The 19,057-nt window shown below is 48.0% G+C and carries 12 protein-coding genes; 9 read left to right on the top strand and 3 right to left on the bottom strand.

The genetic code is table 11. The features are described 5' to 3' along the window. Positions 1-63: 63 nt before the first annotated feature. Entirely contained in the window at positions 64-1,776 is a 1,713-nt protein-coding gene (locus NSS79_RS16450; protein ID WP_342440181.1) for an ABC transporter ATP-binding protein, read from the bottom strand. A 151-nt stretch (positions 1,777-1,927) separates the two neighbouring features. Continuing rightward, positions 1,928-2,977 (bottom strand): metalloregulator ArsR/SmtB family transcription factor, encoded by a 1,050-nt coding sequence (locus tag NSS79_RS16455; RefSeq protein WP_342440182.1) that lies wholly within the window; start codon positions 2,975-2,977, stop codon positions 1,928-1,930. 233 nt (positions 2,978-3,210) lie between these two features. Between NSS79_RS16455 and NSS79_RS16460 the strand changes: the two genes are divergently transcribed. The 6 genes from NSS79_RS16460 to NSS79_RS16485 all read left to right on the top strand — a co-directional run bounded on the left by NSS79_RS16460 (position 3,211) and on the right by NSS79_RS16485 (position 11,264). Beyond that, entirely contained in the window at positions 3,211-4,116 is a 906-nt protein-coding gene (locus tag NSS79_RS16460; RefSeq protein WP_342440183.1) for an NAD(P)/FAD-dependent oxidoreductase, read from the top strand. A gap of 80 nt (positions 4,117-4,196) precedes the next feature. Next, a complete protein-coding gene (locus tag NSS79_RS16465; protein WP_342440184.1) occupies positions 4,197-5,396 on the top strand; it encodes a DUF4163 domain-containing protein in 1,200 nt (399 codons plus the stop codon). A gap of 31 nt (positions 5,397-5,427) precedes the next feature. Further along, positions 5,428-5,730 carry a metalloregulator ArsR/SmtB family transcription factor gene (locus NSS79_RS16470; protein ID WP_076109379.1) on the top strand — a complete coding sequence of 101 codons (303 nt, stop codon included), beginning with the start codon at positions 5,428-5,430 and terminating at the stop codon, positions 5,728-5,730. A 151-nt stretch (positions 5,731-5,881) separates the two neighbouring features. Next, positions 5,882-7,075, top strand: a complete 1,194-nt coding sequence (locus tag NSS79_RS16475; RefSeq protein ID WP_342440185.1) for an MFS transporter — start codon at positions 5,882-5,884, stop codon at positions 7,073-7,075. 46 nt (positions 7,076-7,121) lie between these two features. Next, on the top strand, positions 7,122-8,969 hold the full coding sequence (locus tag NSS79_RS16480; protein ID WP_342440186.1) for a glycoside hydrolase family 13 protein: 1,848 nt from the start codon (positions 7,122-7,124) through the stop codon (positions 8,967-8,969). Positions 8,970-9,002: 33 nt separating this feature from the next. Beyond that, entirely contained in the window at positions 9,003-11,264 is a 2,262-nt protein-coding gene (locus NSS79_RS16485) for an amylo-alpha-1,6-glucosidase (protein WP_342440187.1), read from the top strand. Positions 11,265-11,712: 448 nt separating this feature from the next. Here NSS79_RS16485 and NSS79_RS16490 read toward each other — a convergent pair whose 3' ends face one another. Next, the gene (locus NSS79_RS16490; RefSeq protein WP_342440188.1) at positions 11,713-12,585 is read right to left on the bottom strand and encodes an AraC family transcriptional regulator; all 873 of its coding nucleotides are present in this window, start codon (positions 12,583-12,585) and stop codon (positions 11,713-11,715) included. 134 nt (positions 12,586-12,719) lie between these two features. Between NSS79_RS16490 and NSS79_RS16495 the strand changes: the two genes are divergently transcribed. The 3 genes from NSS79_RS16495 to NSS79_RS16505 all read left to right on the top strand — a co-directional run bounded on the left by NSS79_RS16495 (position 12,720) and on the right by NSS79_RS16505 (position 18,977). Further along, complete coding sequence (locus tag NSS79_RS16495; protein WP_342440189.1) at positions 12,720-14,453, top strand: family 78 glycoside hydrolase catalytic domain; 1,734 nt, start codon at positions 12,720-12,722, stop codon at positions 14,451-14,453. Positions 14,454-14,675: 222 nt separating this feature from the next. Next, positions 14,676-15,353 carry a DUF6273 domain-containing protein gene (locus tag NSS79_RS16500; protein ID WP_342440190.1) on the top strand — a complete coding sequence of 226 codons (678 nt, stop codon included), beginning with the start codon at positions 14,676-14,678 and terminating at the stop codon, positions 15,351-15,353. 165 nt (positions 15,354-15,518) lie between these two features. Next, complete coding sequence (locus tag NSS79_RS16505) at positions 15,519-18,977, top strand: discoidin domain-containing protein (RefSeq protein WP_342440191.1); 3,459 nt, start codon at positions 15,519-15,521, stop codon at positions 18,975-18,977. Positions 18,978-19,057: the final 80 nt, after the last annotated feature.

Below are 19,057 nucleotides of genomic sequence, written 5' to 3' on the forward strand. Positions count from 1 at the left end.
TGGCAGGGAAAAACAGCCAGTCTCCGGTTTATGGAGAGCTGGCTGTTTCATGATCTCACCTGATTATGCTTGAAGCACCTCCGCAACATCCCCCTTGTGCAATGAGCAAAAGGCTGCAAATCCGCCACCGCGCGCGCGAAGCTCCTGGAAGCTGCCAACCTCAGCGATTCGTCCGTTCTCCATATAAATAATTTCATCATACAATCCCAACAATTCCTCATTCATATTATGGGTTATCGTCATTAAGGTCAGCTCTTTAAGCGTGAGCAGTCTGCTTTCGATTTCATAAGCGGTCTGCATATCAATCGCGGAAGTTCCTTCATCCAGAATCAGGATCGGCTTGCTGCGGATCAGCGCCCGGGCAACGGCAATCCGCTGCCGCTGGCCGCCGGAGAGCTGTGAGCCGTTCTCACCAACGGTAGTCAGCAGTCCACTGGGCATCTTCTCCACAAACTTATGGACTCCGCTGGTATGAAGAGCAGTTTCCATAACTTCCTCGGAGAATTCCTCATGTAAGCAAATATTCTGCTTGATGTCCGTATCGAACATATAGACATTCTGATGGATGGTCGCTGTCATTTGCTGCAGCTGCTCTGGGTCAAGCTGTTTGAGGTTGATCCCATCAAGGGTGATGGAGCCTTCATACCTGTCATAATACCCGCTAAGCAGTTTAACAAGTGTAGATTTACCACAGCCGCTTCGTCCGACCAGTGCATATTTTTTTCCTTTTTGCAGGGAAAGGTTGATGTCTGAAAGCACCTGATTTCCTTGCTGATAGGCAAATTGTAAGTGGCTGACCTGCAGATTCTCGTTGAACACAGGTTCGAGCAAATCTGACTTCGGCTGTGCCTCTTCGCTTGTCAGATGATTGATCCGTTGCACAACAGGTTTGACACCTTGAATTTTGGGCAGATTCTGCATCACGACCAGAACAGGTCCCACAAACCCGCCGCTCAGCTGGACAAGGGCAACTAGGCTCCCCGCTGAGAAGTCTCCGGAAATAATCAGATAAGCGGCAATAAAGACTACTGAAAATTGAGTGAGAATGGCCAGCGTTTGGGAGAGGCTCTCATTGGCGGCAAACAGCCGGTCAGCGGCAAAACGGGTGTTTGCTGCTGCGGTGTTCTCGTGCTGGAATTTCTGCTCCGTGTGTTTGCCCATGGCATAGGATTTGATCACTTCATAACCCGATAATAAATCCTTAACGCTAGTGGTAAAAATGGACATCCGGGCAGATACGGCGCTTTGTTTGTCCTGCAGAGCTTTGCCGAAGAGGGAAGGGACGGCAAACATCAGAATCATGCATACCACCAGGATCAAGGTAACCAGCGGGCTCAGGTAGAGGAGTGCAATGAGGGAGGCTGCAAAAACCACAACATTCTGCAGGGTAAGCAGCAGGGGTTGGATATAGTTATCCTCCAGCAGTTTGATGTCATTGGTGAGTGCCGACAAATAATCAGCCGTGTTGGACGAAGTGAATTCTTCTGCATTTCTGCGGAATACTCCACGGAATACCCGCTCTCTCAGTGACAGGGTCAGATTGCGGATCAAGGCTTTGCTGCAAATGGCATATATGAAACCGAACAAGCTTAGCAGCAGCAAATAAGCAACCGACAGGATCAGAATTTTTTTGAAAAGTAACATGTCACCCTGCATGGCGGCATCGATTACCTTTTGCAGAATGATCGCAACCAGTACGCCTGCTGCCGAGGTAATGATGCTGAACAGCAGGGTAACCGCAAGCAGCATTTTGTTTTGACGGATGGACTGTTTCATCAAATAGCCAACTCCTAGAATTAGATTATCATTTAATTGATAAGGTGACAGTATCATATTAATATTAAATATGTCAAACACATTAGATGTTTATCTTATTCGTGCGCACAAAAAAACTTCCCTCTAAAAACTCTCGGGAAGTCTATCAATGCTATAGCAGAAAATGTTCAAGATCAGCAATTAACTGCCGCAAGTTGTCTGAGTCCAGATGATAATACACCTTGCCGTTTTTTTTCTCAATTCCGACCATACCGCAGGCCAGCAGCACATTCATATGATGAGACATGGTGGCAGCTGTTAAGCCCATCTGATCTGCAATTTCCAGATTGTATTTCGGACTGACCTTGAGCGACGCCAGGATTTGCAGTTTGCTGTTGTCCCCGAGTGCCTTCATCCGAAGCAGCAGAAAATCTTTGGAATCGGCATGGCCCTTGCTGGCTACCGGAAGCAGATCGACGAACAGGCCATAGTAGCAATGCTTGGCGAACATCACCTGTCCAAGCGGAACAATTAAAGAAGGATGGACAGAGGGTGCATCGCTAAACATCTCCACCAGCTTAATAAATTGTACATCGTCCTGCCTTTGCACGGATTGAACATACTTGGAAATCAGCTTATTCAGCGGCTTCTCCAGTTCCTGGCACACTTGTTCAAATGCAGACAAGTTATTGTTGATGATCCGGGTCAGCGCCAGGATTTGTGTACGCGGCTGCTGCAGCAGCCTCAACATTTTCCATTTCATCCCTTCTTCAAGAGGACTGTCGCTCAGGAAGGTGATAATATCAGCCAAAGATAGAATTCCGAACGGTGAGGTTTTCTGCTGTTGGTAATTTTGCATGACTTCCATATCGAGCAGGATATTCCATATTTCTTCATGAAGCACCTCATCCGGCACTTCTGCAAGCGAGTTTAGCCAAGCCGTATTTTCACTGAGCAGCAGATGGAGAACGGAGAAGAAGGAGTCATTTTCATCCCCGAAAAAGAAGTCTGCTTCCTTATCAAGCACACGATATTTAAGAAAGGTATGGATGTACTTGTCTACTATTTTCAAATGTTTGCTGTAGAAGGCTTCTCCGTCCAGCCCAAATTTGTTCAGGTCTTCAATCGTCCCTTTCTTGTAAGTCTCCACATGGCAACTGACGTAGAGCAAACCCAAGGTCTCAAAGACGGGATCCAGCCGTTCATGAATGTTGAGGTTCATAGGTCCTCCATAGTTTTTTTAGTTTGGTGCTTATCTAATTCATTATATTTTCATTAAATAGGATTATCAAGTTTCAACTTGACAGTCACAAGTATAAGGATATTATAGATATAGTAAGTCCTTGAAAATGAAAACTTACGATTTGAAAGTCTAGGTTAGCACTTCAAGAGTAAAAATATGTTGTATTCCCGGATATAAAAAGTCTTTAATAGCCATCAAGGAGGATGAGATTTATGATTTACGATTGCGCGATTATCGGTGGGGGACCTGCCGGGCTGAATGCTGCCCTAGTGCTTGGCAGAGCAAGGAGAAGTGTGGCTCTGATCGACAACAACCGGCCTAGAAATGCTGTTACGCATGCGTCTCACGGTTTTATTACAAGGGATGGAGTAACACCGGCTGAGTTCAGGCGCCTGGCACATGAGGAACTGCAGCGTTATCCGTCTGTAGACCATTTGCCGTTCGAGGTGGTCTCGGTCTCTCAAGCGCAAGGTGGATTTGAGATAGAGGATTTGGGAGGGGGCCGTGTTCAAGCCCGGAGGCTGATCCTGGCGACGGGTCTAAAGGAGATCTTTCCGGAGATCGAAGGTTTACGTCCTTTATACGGTAAAAGCCTGTTTAACTGTCCTTATTGTGACGGATGGGAGCTGAGGGATCAACCATTGGCCATTGTCTCTGAGTATCCGACCGTATTCCATATGGCTAAGCTGCTCCTCAATTGGAGCAAGGATTTGCTTGTGTGTACACATGGCCAGGCGTCCTTGACCGAGGAGCAAAAACAGCAGCTTGAATCTAAAGGAATCGTCGTGATCGAACAACCGGTTACGGCTTTCCACGGCCAGAACGGCCGGCTTGAGCACATTCGTTTTGCAGATGGAACTAGTGTGGCCAGAACCGGCGGCTTTGTAGCTCCGAAATTTGTGCAAAGCTCAACGTTAGGAGAGCAATTAGGCTGTGAAATAACGGAGCTTGGAGGGATTCGGACAGATGACAAGGGACAAGCTTCTGTCTCCGGTACATATGCCGCAGGTGATGCTTCGTACTTCGGACCTTCCCAATTAATTTTTGCCGCAGCCGATGGCAGCCGAATTGGAATGAACGTAAATATGGATCTGACAGAGGAAGATTTCAACAGTTGAAATCCTCTTTCCGGTCAGTTACCGAAACAAAACAAGCAATTCTTCGTCTATAGGTAAGTAATGGAAACGGAGGGTTTACCATGTCACTGCCTATTCAAAAGTCACAGAAGCAAGTCCGCATTTTCAGACTTACCGCTGCATGCATGTTATTGAGTATATGTCTTGCCACACCTGCCCGGGTATCTGCCGATGCCGGAGCAGTTTCCCGAATGAGTGGCGGGCAAGCAGCTAAGGCAATTTCAGGTTCTGCAATTAAACCTCAGGTTGCCGCTGCCGTCTCACCTTATGCTCCGGTTCTCACAACGTTCAACATTGAGGGTAAACAGCTGAAAGCACTGGCGTACAGTGCGGATGGAACCCTGTTGGTCCAGCTGATGCCGATTGCCCGGGCCATGGGATATACGGTGGAAGATCAGGCCGGGACCGGTGATCTAACGCTCAGCAAACCGCGGCGCGTGATCAAGTTAACTCTTTACAATAGTTCTTATAGTGTCAACGGCCTAACTTCTTCAGCCAAAACACCGTTTGTTAGAGCGGGTTCCACTTATGTGCCGCTCCGCCAGCTAGCTACAATGTCAGGTTATGATATTGTGCTGAAGGGCAAAAACAGCTATCTTCTCCATTCACGTCCGGAAAATGAGCTGACGATTTCCGCTTCCGGTGAGCTGGCGGTAACTACAGAGCCTTATTCATTTTCTATCCGTTATCCCGTTCTTTCCGGTTCTGCGCACAAAGAGGGTATTGATAAGATTAATCACTTCCTCCAGAACAAGGCAGAAGGCTGGAAAACACAGGCCGAGCAAGAGCTTGCGCAAGCTTGGGCAGCACATCCCAACAAGGACAAAATTATAGACTACGCGCATATCTTACCCTACGGGCTCCAAGTGGAGTGGACGATCGCTTACAATGAAAAGGGCCTGCTCAGTCTGTACGCGGATACTTATCAATATATGGGCGAATCCAAGCAGGACAAAAGCATCCGGTACAGCTGGACCTTCGATCTCGCCACAGGAGAGGAGCTGTCACTGCAGCAGCTTGCAGGGAATAATCCGAATTACCAGACACAGATTAATCAGTATATTAACCTGAAGATTGCTTCCGGGGAAGCAGGCTCTTTCGCACCGCTTCAGTTTCCGGGAATCGAAACCTCCAGTACTGGCTGGTATCTGCTGGATGGACGGATAGTTGTATATGTGCAGCAAGTCGCCGCCCACTTCATCCATGATGGAATCTTTGAAATGCGGATACCGCTCTCCAGGATTTCGGAAACTGAGAATTGACATATCGCAAAATATCGATATAATAAATTCCATGAAACCTATTGATGTATTTAAAGCATTGTCCAATGAATCGCGGATTCAGATCTTACAATGGCTCAAGGAACCTAATCTTCATTTTACACCCCATGAAGGGATTGATATGACGGAAACAGGGGTATGTGTCAGTCAAATTACCGATAAGCTGAATATGACTCAATCAACGGCCTCCCAGTATCTTTCGATACTGCAGAGAGCAGGGCTTATTACAACCAAACGTATTGGCAAATTTACGTATTACCAAAGGGATGAAGAAGCGATTCTCAATATGGCTGAATACATGAAGCAAGAAATGTAAGGCACAAACTGAGTTCTTGATCTAAGAATTCGGTTTTGTTTTAAGTTAACAATTCGATAATTCGTAATATGTAGATTTTTATGATTAATCATATCTATAATTCGCGAAATATCTTTATATACAACTACAACTTAGGAGCTGAACATTACATATGTCTACGAACTGGAAGATATACACACTCGCCATCATTAGTTTTTTAGTCGGAACCTCGGAATACATTTTATCCGGGATTTTAGATAAGGTTTCACTTTCGTTTGGTGTATCGCTAGCGTCTGCAGGTCAACTGATTACGATTTTCTCATTGGTATATGCGCTTTGCACACCTGTGCTTATGGCTTTGACAGCAAGCATGGACCGCCGCAAATTAATCGTCTCTGCACTCGGTGTATTTGTTGTATCCAACATTCTTGCTTTCGTGCTGCCTGGGTATGGACTATTCGTGGCTGCACGCATCCTGATGGCGCTTGGAGCCGGAGTAGTCGTGGTTACGGCCTTAAATATTGCTGCCAAAATCGCTCCTGAAGGCAAACAGGCCAGCTCCATCGCAACGGTCGTCATGGGATTTACGGCATCACTTATTATCAGAGTCCCTCTGGGACGGATGACCGCGGATATCCTGGGTTGGAAGTTTGTGTTTGGCGGAATTGCTCTGCTGGGCATCTTGGCAATGATCATTCTCTTGTTCACCATACCGAATATTAAAGGAGATTCACCTGTACCGCTGCGTAACCAATTAGCACTGCTGAAAAAGCCAAAAGTAGCACTCGGGTTGTCCATTTCTTTCTTCTGGCTTGGCGGTTATTCTATTGCTTATACGTATCTGTCTCCGTTTCTGCTCAAAGTATCAGGTATAAGCAGCGGTTACATCAGCGGGGCTTTGCTGGCTTTTGGGATCGCCAGTATGATTGGCTCAAAGGTTGGCGGCTACAGTACAGACCGCTGGGGAGTACAACGTACCTTATTCAGCGGAATGGCGCTTCATATCGTAATGCTGCTCTTGTTAGCTGTAGTTAAGGACTCTTTGGCCGGAGTATTGGCCGTATTGGTATTATGGTCATTTGCTGCCTGGTCGTCCGGACCGACACAGCAATATTATTTAACAACGATTGAGCCTGAAGCCTCTGGGGTTATGCTAGGTCTGAATCAGTCCATGATGCAGCTCGCGATGGCTGCCGGAGCGGGATTCGGCGGCATAGCCATCAATAAAGTTGCTTTGTCCTCCATTACATGGTTCGGTGCTGCCGGCGTTGCCCTGGCGATAATTGCTGCTTTTACGCTTTACCGTCTGGATTCCGCACATCAATTGACAGCCTGCTCATTAGAATCTTATAATAAAATGACTTAAACGTATAAGTTGACCTTTTAATATTAATTTATAAGGAGCGATTATTATGGAATTGGCAGCATTTATCCACGAACCGAAGGGGGCATTTTCCTATGCGGTTAATCAGGAGACCCTTCATATCCGTATCAAGACCAAAAGAGATGATATTCAAGCCGTTAAGCTTCTTCCTATTGACCCGTACAACTGGAAGCCTGTAAGCAAAGGTTCACATGTGTGGGAGTTTGCAGTAAAAACCATACAGCCTGTGGAGATGAAGAAGGAATATGTTACCCGTCTGCATGATTGCTGGTTTGCAGAGGTGCCGGGGTTCAAATGGAGCAGAATCCGCTATGGCTTTATATTGGATGACGGGCAGGAGCTGTGTTTTGCCGGATCCCATAGCTTCATCCCGCTGCAGAAAGACTCGCCGCCGCCTGCCGACCATACAAATTATTTCAACTATCCCTATATTCTCGAAGATGATCTTTATAGGGCACCCGCTTGGGTAAGGGATACCGTGTGGTATCAGATTTTTCCGGACCGGTTCAACCGGGGAGCTGCCGGGGAACAGGACAATCTGCTCGCTTGGGGCAGCGATGAACTGGACGGCCCTGAGAAGAAATTTGGCGGGGATCTGCAGGGCGTGACAGAGAAGCTGGATTATATCCGAGGTCTTGGTTGTGACGGGATTTACTTTACGCCTATCTTTGAGTCACCTAGCTCGCATAAATACGACACCAAAGATTATTTCCGGATCGACCCACAGTTTGGTGACAATGAGAGCTTTGGACGGCTGGTGGAGGAGGCGCACAAGCGGGGCATTAAAGTGATGCTGGATGCCGTGTTCAACCACTGCGGGCATGAGCATCCCTTCTGGCAGGATGTATTGAAGAATGGACAAGACTCGCTCTACTTTGATTACTTTTATATTATGGACCCGGACAAACCTGTGGTATCAAATTCTATGGCGGCTACGGCGGATGACGATGATTTGGGAGCACATCTGAACTACCGGACTTTTGGATTTGCCGAAAATATGCCAAAATGGAATACAGAAAATGCAGAAGCAAGAGAGTACCTGCTGAGTGTAGCTGTGTATTGGACTGAGCGATATAATATAGACGGCTGGCGGCTGGATGTTGCCAATGAAGTGCCCCATGATTTCTGGCGGGAATTCCGCAAAAAAATCAAAGGCATTAACAAAGAGATCTATATTCTCGGTGAAAACTGGTTTTACTCCAACCCTTGGCTACAGGGCGACCAGTTCGATTCGGTTATGAACTATGAGTTCACGGCAGCAGTTACCCGTTTCTTCGGGGTCCATCTTCAGAATCAGGAACGGTTTACAGCAGCAGATTTTGTATATGCGATTAACGGGCTGCTCGTCAGCTATCCCAAACCTGTGATGCAAAATATGTTCAACCTGCTGGACAGCCATGATACCGCACGAGTTCTCCACATCTGCGGGGACAATGCAGAACTGGTGAAGCTAGCCTATGTCTTCCAGCTTACGTACGGTGGTTCCCCAAGCATTTATTATGGTGGCGAAGTGGGTCTGGGCGGGGATGAACACCACAACCGGCAATGTATGCCATGGGATACTGCGAAGCAAAACCAGGATCTCTATCAGACCATCCGCCGGTTGATTGAATTAAGAAAGCAATACAACGTGTTCAAGGAAACTGATATCTCATGGCTGTCCATTGATGATGAGACCGGAAGCTTGATTTATTCAAAAGAATCACAAGGCAGCACTCTGTATGTGCTGATTCATAATTCACCGGTGGCGGCAAGCCTCAACCTTCCCGTTGAACTGAAGGATCAGTCGCTGCAGGACATTTTTGCCGGAGAATCCGTTCGCCTGTCAGATGAAATCAGCATGGAACCTTACTCCTTCCGGTTGCTGGTTCACTAAAGTAAAACGTAATTATTTTGGAGGTTAATGTTAATGAATGCAGAGGGCAAACCAGCTATTCTAGAATCGATGACAATGTTTGTACCACAAGACGCCAATCGCGGCATTTCTTTTACCAATAAGGAAGCGGCCTTTTACTTCACTCAATCGCACCTGACGAATCATCCGGAGCATGCCCATTTTGAAGGATTCAATGTGGCCAAGAACAGAATTTTCGGCGGATATTCTCTATTTATAGATAAGCAAAAGCTAGATAATCGAAAGTCGGATGTCTGGGTGTATCCCTATAAAATGCTTCGCAAACACGGGGAACTGACCGAAGAGCTCTGGATGTTTGATTACAAAAATGTAATAGAAGTAAGTCTGGAAGGCGGCTCCGGGCAGGCTGCCGGAATTGTTTTAAACGGTGAGGATGTTGAATGTATAGCACTAAATCATCAGATTGCTTTGTTTGCCTCCATGGAGGGAGACTGGATTATTGCTGTAGGCTCCAAAAACAACCAGCCGCTCTCTATGGACAACGGAATTGTAACCAGCTCTGGTAACTCAGATGGCTTTTACATTGCGGTTAGCAAATCGGCCGCTGAGGCAACTGCCTTGATTCAGGATGCCCAGAAACATGCTGCCCGCTGGAAAGCGGATCGTGTGAAGCGGATGGAAGACTTTTTGAACCATAATGTATATGTAGATTCCAGCTCGGAGTCGCTCACCCTTGCGCTGAATTGGCTGAATCTCACGATGGATCAATTGGTGACAAGGCAGCAGGGAGAGGGAATTTACGCCGGTCTGCCCTGGTTCAATGAGTACTGGGGACGCGATCAATTTATTGCTCTTCCGGGTGCAGCGCTCGTAAGCGGACAATTCGAGACGGCCAAACACATCCTGTTATCTTTTGCGGAATTTCAGGATACCGAGGAGTCGTCCAGAACTTTCGGCAGAGTGCCGAATATTCTCGCTCCCCAGAACATTGATTACCATACCACTGACGGTACACCACGTTTTATTATCCAGCTGCAGGATTATGTGAAATACTCCGGCGACACTGCAATCATCACACAGTTATACCCGGCGGTGCAGAACAGTATAGAAGGGTCGATCCGCAACTGGGTGGATGACAAAGGATATCTTACACATAAAGACAATGAAACGTGGATGGATGCCCGCGATGCCGATCTGAATTCTTATTCGCCAAGGGATACCCGGGCCAATGATATACAAGCACTTTGGTACAATCAGCTTCGGGCGGGCGTATATTTTGCGGAGGTTATGAATGATCAAGAAAATGCAGCCAAATGGGATGCCATTGCTGAGAAGTTAAAGGGCAATTTCGAGCTCGATTTCCGTGATCAGGCACATCCTTATCTGGCAGACCGGTTGACTGCGGAGGGTGAAGCGGAATTCTCCTTGCGTCCGAACCAGCTGTTTGCTCTGGATATGCTCGAAGACAGTGAATTTAAGAGCAAAGTTATCCGCACGGCATGGGAGGAACTGGCTTATCCTTGGGGAGTTGCCTCACTCGACCGTCAGCATCCGTTGTTCCATCCCTTTCACCTAACGGAGCTTTATCACAAAGATGAAGCTTATCACAACGGCGCGGTATGGACCTGGTTAAACGGCATCGCCATGCAGCGGATGATTGAAGCAGGCCAGCCAGAAACGGCATACAAGCTGTTCCGAAATATGAACTGGCAAGCGCTGAATCTCGGTGTGGTCGGAGGACTGAGTGAGAATCTGGATGCTTACCCTCAGGAGGGTGAGGACTGGGCGAAGCTAACTGGAGCTTATTTGCAGGCCTGGTCCAATGCGGAGCAGTTGCGGGTCTGGTACCAATATTTCCTTGGCATCCAGCCGGATATGATCCGCCGTACGCTTACGCTTGCACCCAGAATCCCTGAAGAGATCAAAGATTTGCACTATCAGGTCAAAGTAGGTAACGGCAGTATTAATGCAGCCTATTCCGCGGAAGCTTCCGGACAGACCTATCAATACAGCTTTAATGGAATTGGGCTGACTGTAATTATTGATATTTTGCCTTTTGAGATCGCGAGAATAGAGATTGAATCCAATACCATGCTGGAGATTAACCGGACTGAGCATACATTAAAGATTACTCAGCGTGATGCGGAGGGTAAGATCATTACAAGCACTGTCATACCACAATCAGATGAGAGAACCCGGTGGCAGTCGCAAAGCGATCAGATCTTTAAGGATGTGAAATTTGCAGAGCCATTGCCTCTGAATGCGCATCTGGTGATGCGGCGGTACAATGTTTCAGCAGAAAGCCGGAGTGACTAGAGGATGTCTTCAAACTGGAAGAGCTTTGGGGAAGCAGAGATTTAGCATTGAAAGTAGTGGCCCTAAAGCCCGCAGCGGGTTTGTTTGCTCGTTACGGACTCAGGAGGCGCTATGGAGAGTAAAACCCCTGTTTATTCTCTTTTGCGGACCCGGGCGACCTTATCTGCTCTGCATTCTATCTAAAAACGGCCAGCAGTGAGAAATAACTGCGCTGGAGTCCGTTTTCCTACTGTAACAGGCTAAAAGCTCCAGATAAGAGCAACCCGGTCCGTTCGTGCTCAGAGCACCCATGATTCCTTAGGGCATACAGCAGCAGGTTTTGGCGGGGAAGCGGTTTGAAGATACGCCGTAGAATAACAGAATGTTGAAGCCGCCCTTTTGGGCGGTTTTTTAAAACATAATTTATTTGAGGACGGCGAAGCCGCTTCCGCTTGTGACAGAGGAAAAGTTACGTACGATGTCGCTTTCGATACGCCATTGGCGGCTCACCGACAATTTTCTTGAATACGGAGTTAAAAGTGTCAATATCCCGGTATCCTACCGACTCGGCAATCATGCTGATCTTGAGATCAGAGGTGCGCAGCCGTTCGCAGCTTTTTTGAATCCGCAGATGCTGCAGATAGGAGCCAAAGGACTGGCCGGTATGCTTGAGAAACATACGTTGAAGATGCCGGCTGCTCCAGCGGGACATTTGGGCCAGATGGGCAAGAGTGATTCCCTCGGAAAGCTTCTGCTCCATAAATAGAATGACCTGGGCGAAATCGGAAGCCTCGATTGTGGACCTGTCTTGATCCGCATATAGTTGTCTGTATACGGTGACTATCAGCTGGCTCAGCAGTGTTTGCAGCATAGTTACGGAGCCGATGCCAGGCACAGACATTTCGCGGTGTAGATTCAGCATTAGTTTCTCTATCGAGCCGTCCCAATCCGAGATGGAAAAATAAGCTGAGCCGCTGCTGCCGAGTGACTGCAGATGTTCTATAATTGGTGATTCTTCTTGCAGCAGGATGGACAAACGGTCCAACATATGATCATCAAAAAGACAGTTGTAGACAATCAAAAGGTCCTGTTCTGGATGAGATGTGGCCGGCCGGAACACATGGGACACGCCCACCGGAATCACGAACAGCATGCCTTTGCGAACCGGAATCACAGCTTGATCCATGTGATGAAAACCCCGCCCTTCAGCGACGTAGCAATATTCAATAAAGTCATGGGAGTGATAAGGAGCGAAGAAGTTTTCCGCGTAGCGGTTGACCAGCAAGTGCAGATTGTTCTGCAGCAAACTCTCGCTTTTGAACAATTGTGCAGATCGTTGCATGTAATCTCCTCCCATCAAAAATGGCATGATTTCAGGGATATATTGACCGGATTACCGGGTAATGAAAGCGGTACCGAAGCTATAATTATAGAGCAATGCTTAAATTATAGCTATAGAGGGAGGATCACACCGATATGTTCGCAATAGAAAAACTTCGCTGTGAGTACAAACAAAACCCGCTCGGCATCGATCTCGCTGCACCCCGAATCAGCTGGCAGCTGGTAACGGATCGCAGAGATTGCAAACAGGCTGCTTACCAGATTCAGGTTGCTGTGGATAGCGGCTACCGTGAAATGAGCTGGGATTCCGGCAGAGTGGAGTCATCGCAGTCCATTCATGTCGAGCTGGATCAGGTGAAGCCGGACGCGCGCACGCGTTACTATTACCAAGTTAGGGCATGGGATCAAACCGGAGTGTGCTCCGGCTGGTCGGAGACTGCATTTTTTGAAACCGGGCTGATGGGTGAGCCATGGGAGGGAGAGTGGATCAGTGCTCCAACCGAGTATTTCACTGAAGATTCCGAGGTTTGCCCGCAGCTTCGTACATTCGTTGAGCTTAATGGGATGGTTGCAAGTGCAAGAATTTATGTTACCGCACTGGGTCTGTACGAGCTGCAGTTGAACGACCGGCGTGTAGGAAATCATTATTTTACTCCCGGTTGGACGAGTTACGGCAAACGCTTACAGTATCAAACGTATGACGTAACCAATCTCTTGTCCGGGGGGACAAATGTGCTAGGCGTACTGCTGGGGAATGGCTGGTACAAGGGACATCTGGGATGGAAAAAGGAGAAAAAAATCTATGGATCAACAACAGCGCTTTTACTGGAACTTCATATAAAATACATGGATGGCAGTACGCAGCGCATCCATACCGGTCAAGGCTGGGAGGCGGCAGAAAGCGCGATCCGCATGTCGGATATCTATATGGGTGAGACTTACGATGCACGGCTGGAGCGTAATCTTATGAGTACATCGGAAGCAGGATGGCATCCCGTTGCTGTCATCGGGCATTTCAAAGATATTATTGTGGCACAGGAAAATGTTCCTGTAACCCGGAATGAGAGTCTGCAGCCTATTGCACTCCTGACAACTCCCCAAGGCGATAAAGTTCTGGACATGGGGCAGAACATGGTCGGTTGGCTCAAATTTTCGGTACAGGGGAAGGCCGGAGAGACCGTTGAACTTCAGCATGCCGAAATATTGGACCGGGACGGCAATTTCTACCGGGAAAATATCCGTAGTGCGATGCAGCTCGTTCGCTATACGCTGAAGGGTGATGAAATAGAGAGCTATGAGCCTCATTTCACCTTCCAGGGGTTTCGTTATGTGAAGCTTACAGGCTTCCCGGAAACCGTTCAACTTGAGGATTTCACAGGTGTGGTGGTGCATTCAGATATGGAGCGTACCGGGGACTTCCAGTGTTCGGATCCATTGGTGAACCAGCTGCATCACAATATCCTTTGGGGGCAGAAGGGGAACTTTCTGGATGTGCCAACCGACTACCCGCAGCGGGATGAACGGCTCGGCTGGACCGGTGATGCGCAGATGTTTGTCCGCACAGCTTCGTATCTGATGAACACTGCGCCGTTCTTCACCAAATGGCTGCGGGATTTGAAGGCGGATCAGACCCCTGAAGGAGGCATTCCGTTTTATGTTCCCAACCTGACGGAAGCTTTCTCTGAAGGCTGGGGAAAGACAAGCAACTCGTCGGCAGCTTGGGGTGATGCAGCTGCAATCTGTCCATGGACGATCTATGAAATGTACGGCGACGTCGGGCAGCTACCAATTTACTTACGGGTATCCTTCGTAAATGCCGTAATTGCTGCTGTTCAGACTCGGCAGTGTCAGGTTCTTACTCCACAGTGAGAGCCTGCCGCTGTTTTTTTTCGCTTAATTAGACTTTATGATCTTTGCACTTACGCTCTGGCAAACGTCTTATCTGCATACAAAACCTAGAGGAAAACATTAAAGTACATAGCTAAACTTTTTTAAATTAATATTGCGGCTAATCAAGAGTATGCCGGCTTTAGCTTAGCACTTGCATAAATGTTGTACGATTAAATTAGAAACGTAAGGAGGAGATCTTACTTGGAAAAAGATGATTTTGCTTTGACGCTGCACTTGAGCGCAAAGCCCGGCGAAATCTTTACTTTCGGCACTTATCCGCAGACGGTTGGCGGCGAGGACAGAACACCGATTAAGTGGCGGGTGCTGCAAAATTCGGGTAGTGAGCTATTCATTTTGAGCGAGTACATTGTGGATTGCAGGCGATATCATGGGGAGTATGCTGATATTACATGGCGTGACTCTGATTTGCGAAGGTGGCTGAACGATGAGTTTTATAATGCCGCGTTCAATGACTCTGAGAAGAGGTTCATCAAGACTACACATTGCGCTGGCAATGGAGAGGGTAGTGCAGACACGGAGGACAAGGTTTTTTTGCCCAGTGTTTCGGAGGTGAAAGAACTGACCACTAAACTTGATGAAGTCACTTTAAGTGCGAAACGTCGGGCAATAGCAACAGAATTTGCCAGAATAAAAAAGAACGATGGATGCCACTTGTACGTGTATAATAAAAAAGTAAAAAATGACTACATCACCGCGGAGGGTGAAGAATTGGGCTGCTCCTGGTGGTGGCTGAGAACTCAGCTGGGCAGTTCTTCACGCGCGTTTTTTATTGGCCCTCGCAGCAGTATTCGCAGTTATGGACGTGTCACCTTAGCTTGTTACGGTGTGCGTCCCGCTTTAGTAATACATCTTCAATGATAACGATTGGCGCTGGATTATTCATGGAATCGGCCATCCTTTCCGTAGAAATACCTCTCTTAGGTTATGCTGCGTAATCTCTATAATGAAGGTGTATTGCATAGAAAGGAGGAGCATCGGCTACAGCTACGATCAAGCACCTACACATTTTGGAGGAGGAGTATAATGCGCAGCAAGTATCTTGCAGGCTCACTTGTAGTCATTCTGCTGATCTCAAGCTGGTTCCTGGCCGTTGGGCCTTTCGCACCCGTATCTGCGGCTGGCGGAACGAACCTGACGCTGGGAAAGAGCGTAACGTCGAGTGGACAATCTCAAACCTACAGCCCGGACTACATCAAAGACAGCAATCAGGAAACTTACTGGGAAAGCACAAACAGTGCATTCCCCCAATGGATTAGTGTCGATCTTGGAGCAAGTACAAGCATGGATCAAATTGTGCTCAAAGTTCCTGCAGGCTGGGAAACCCGTACGCAAATGCTGTCCATCCAAGGCAGTACGAACGGCACAACGTTTACAGATATTGTCGGTTCTAAGGAGTACGTATTTAAGCCGGCGGTGGCTGGCAATTCAGTTACCATTCATTTCACCGCTGTAAGTACACGTTACGTCCGTCTGAAAGTAACAGCCAATACCGGCTGGCCAGCTGCACAACTCTCTGAATTCGAAATTTATGGTACCGGCACCATTACACCAACACCAACGCCAACACCAACAGCGGCTCATACTCCTACAGCAACAATTACACCAACAGCTTCACCAACGGTTACACCGACACCAACAGTCAACCCGACAGCAACTCCAACGACTTCCCCGGGCAGCAACATTGCCACCGGCAAACCAATCAGCGCATCCTCAAGTACTCAATCGTTCGTGGCTGCTAAAGCAAACGATAATAATACAAGCACATACTGGGAAGGCAGCGGGAATCCAAGTACATTAACGCTTGATCTCGGCGCAAATTACAACGTTACATCGGTTGTGCTCAAGCTTAATCCGTCCACTGAATGGGGTACGCGCACACAAACCATTCAAGTGCTCGGCCATAACCAGGACACGACGACTTTTGGCAGTCTGGTATCTGCACAATCGTATACGTTTAATCCGGCCTCCGGCAATACGGTCACTATTCCGGTGACCGCAACGGTCAAACGTATACAGCTTAACATCACAGCAAATTCCGGTGCACCCGCCGGACAAATTGCTGAATTTCAAGTATTCGGCACACCTGCACCGAACCCGGATCTCCTGATTAGCGGCATATCTTGGACACCTGCTGCTCCTGTTGAGAGCAGTGTGATCACGTTGAATGCAACCGTTAAGAACAACGGCAATGCAAGTTCCGCAGCCTCTACGGTGAATTTTTACCTGAACAGTGAACTTGCCGGAACTTCCCCGGTAGGCGCATTAGCGGCAGGCGGGTCGGCGAACGTTTCGCTGAATATCGGAACAAAAGCCGCTGCATCCTACGCCTTAAACGCCAAAGTTGATGAGAGTAACCATATTATCGAGCAGAATGATACCAACAACAGCTATACGAACGCAGCATCGCTCGTTGTCGCTCCTGTGACTAGCTCAGATCTGGTGGGTACAGTATCGTGGACACCAAGCAACCCGGTTGCCAATAACGCTGTCAACTTTACTGTGAATCTTAAAAATCAGGGAACCATGGATTCAGCAAATGGTGCTCATGGAGTCACTGTAGTTCTTAAGAATTCTGAAGGTTCAACCATTCAAACCTTTAACGGTTCCTACAGTGGTACCCTCGCTGCCGGAGCATCTGTTCATGTTGCAATTCCGGGGACTTGGGCAGCGCTTAATGGAAACTATAGCGTAACTACTACCGTTGCCGCAGACGCCAACGAAGTGACGGCAAAGCAGGCTAACAATGTAAATACAACAAATCTGGTTGTCTATTCTCTTCGTGGGGCAAGTGTACCCTACACACGGTACGACACCGATGACGCTGCCCGAGGTGGAGCTGCAGCCCTGAAGAGTGCACCTACGTTCAATCAGGCATTGATTGCTTCGGAAGCTTCCGGCCAGCGTTATGTGGCACTGCCCTCGAACGGTTCTTATGCCCAGTGGACAGTAAGACCGGGTGAAGGCGGTGCGGGTGTAACCATGAGATTCACCATGCCAGATTCGGCAGACGGTAGGGGACTCAACGGTTCGCTGGATGTATATGTAAATGGAGTCAAGGCCAAGACTATTCCGCTGACCTCCTATTACAACTGGCAGTATTTCTCGGGCGATATGCCGGGAGATGCGCCTAGTGCAGGACGCCCGCTGTTCAGGTTTGATGAAGTGCATTGGAAAATGGACACAGCGCTGCAACCGGGAGATACGATACGCATTCAGAAGAATAACGGGGACAGCCTGGAATATGGTGTGGATTTCATTGAAATTGAGCCCGTTCCGGCGGCTGTCTCACGTCCGGCAGGTGCAGTCTCTGTAACGGATTACGGGGCAGTGGCGAATGACAATAAGGATGATCTTGCTGCTTTCAATTCTGCCGTTACTGCTGCAGTCGCAGGCGGGAGAACACTTTACATTCCGGCAGGAACCTTCAACCTCAGCAGCATTTGGCAGATTGGCTCGATCAGTAAAATGATAAGCAACATAACAATTACTGGAGCGGGTTACTGGCATACAAATCTCCAGTTTACCAATCCAAATGCGGCGGGTGGAGGAATTTCGCTCCGAATAACAGGCAAGCTTGATTTCAGTAATGTGTATCTTAATTCAAATCTGCGTTCCAGATATGGGCAAAATGCGATTTACAAGGGTTTCATGGACAATTTCGGAACCAATTCCATCATCCATGACGTCTGGGTAGAGCATTTTGAATGCGGCATGTGGGTAGGGGACTATGGGCATACTCCGGCAATCTATGCCAGCGGGTTGGTGGTCGAGAACAGCCGAATCCGCAACAACCTCGCCGACGGAATCAACTTCGCCCAAGGAACAAGCAACTCCACCGTACGTAACAGCAGCGTGCGGAATAACGGAGATGACGGTCTTGCGGTGTGGACCAGCAATACCAATGGTGCACCTGCGGGTGTAAACAATAGCTTCTCCTACAATACGATCGAGAATAACTGGCGTGCAGCGGCTATCGCCTTCTTTGGCGGAAGCGGGCATAAGGCTGATCACAATTACATCATTGACACCGTTGGAGGTTCCGGAATCCGAATGAACACGGTGTTCCCGGGATATCATTTCCAGAACAATACCGGCATTGTATTCTCGGATACAACCATAATCAACAGCGGAACCAGTAAAGACTTGTACGACGGAGAACGCGGAGCGATAGATCTGGAGGCTTCCAATGATCCGATCAAGAACGTAACATTCACCAATATTGATATCATCAACACTCAGCGGGATGCAGTTCAGTTCGGCTACGGAAGCGGATTCGAGAATATTGTGTTTAACAACATCAATATTAACGGTACTGGACTTGACGGGATTACCACCTCGCGGTTCGCGGGGCCTCATCCGGGTGCGGCAATCTACACTTATACCGGCAATGGTTCCGCAACGTTCAAGAACCTGACGACAAGTAATATCGCTTATCCAGCGTTATACTTCATCCAAAATGGGTTTAAGTTGACCATTCAATAAGATTAACTAAAGGCTTCTGCCTGAGAAGGATTCCATTAAGGGATATCTCGGGCAGGGCCTTTTTGTATAAACCTGGATAT

The sequence above is a fragment of the Paenibacillus sp. FSL L8-0436 genome (assembly GCF_038593025.1).
Lineage (GTDB): Bacteria > Bacillota > Bacilli > Paenibacillales > Paenibacillaceae > Paenibacillus_AQ.